General features: G+C 57.7%; 1 pseudogene. It reads left to right on the top strand.

Going from position 1 to position 799, the window contains the following annotated elements:
- Window positions 1–799, top strand: a pseudogene (locus XAXN_RS19665) (helicase); the annotation flags it as partial.

Genomic DNA, 799 nt, shown 5'->3' with positions numbered 1-799 from the left:
CGTGCAGCGCAACTCCAAATTGAACTCGACGAGTTGAGCATCGAGCGGCGCTATCTACAGCAGTGGCAGGCTGACAGCAACGTGCAGGCGACCGCCTCGCTGGACAAGTATGGACTGTCACCGCGCAAGACCGCAGACCTGATGGCCTATCTGGTCCATCTTGGCGAGCAGCGCATCCGCCTCAAGGACCGCATCGAGCTGCTGCTCAACTTCAGGATTTTCCGTGCCAAGCAGTTCGCCGAGTGCGAGGCGCGGTTGTCCGTGTTTCATGCTTTGCAGATGCACTACTACGACAAGGCCATTCGCGATAAAGAAGCGGAGTTGCAGATGTGCCGCCAATCCCTGGCGCGTGGAAATTTCACGGCCTTGATGGATGAATTGAAGATGGCATCGATGTGCCATCTGAAGCAGCACCTGCAACGGTTGCCGAGACTTGAGGACAGCTTCGATGCCAAGACGTACCGACAACAGTTCGATGCTTTCTTGAAGCGCTTCCCAATCCTGGGCAGCGGCATGCACTCCCTCGTCAATTCAATCGCGCCGGGGGCGATCCTCGACTACGTGATCATCGATGAGGCCTCGCTACAGGATATCGTGCCGGGCATCTTGCCGCTGGGGTGCGCCAAGAACCTGATCGTGGTCGGCGACAATCGCCAGCTGGCGCACATTCCGGTGTTGCTGGGCCTGGCTGCGCCTGCCGAGGCTTATGATTGCGAGCGTTATAGCCTGCTCGATTCATGTATCGGTGTATTCAAGCAGCAGCTGCCTAGGACCCTGCTGAAAGAGCATTACCGTTGCC

The sequence above is a fragment of the Xanthomonas axonopodis genome (assembly GCF_001304695.1).
Lineage (GTDB): Bacteria > Pseudomonadota > Gammaproteobacteria > Xanthomonadales > Xanthomonadaceae > Xanthomonas > Xanthomonas axonopodis.
The sequence above is the reverse complement of the archived record's forward strand: the minus strand, read 5'-3'. Positions and strand labels throughout refer to the sequence as shown.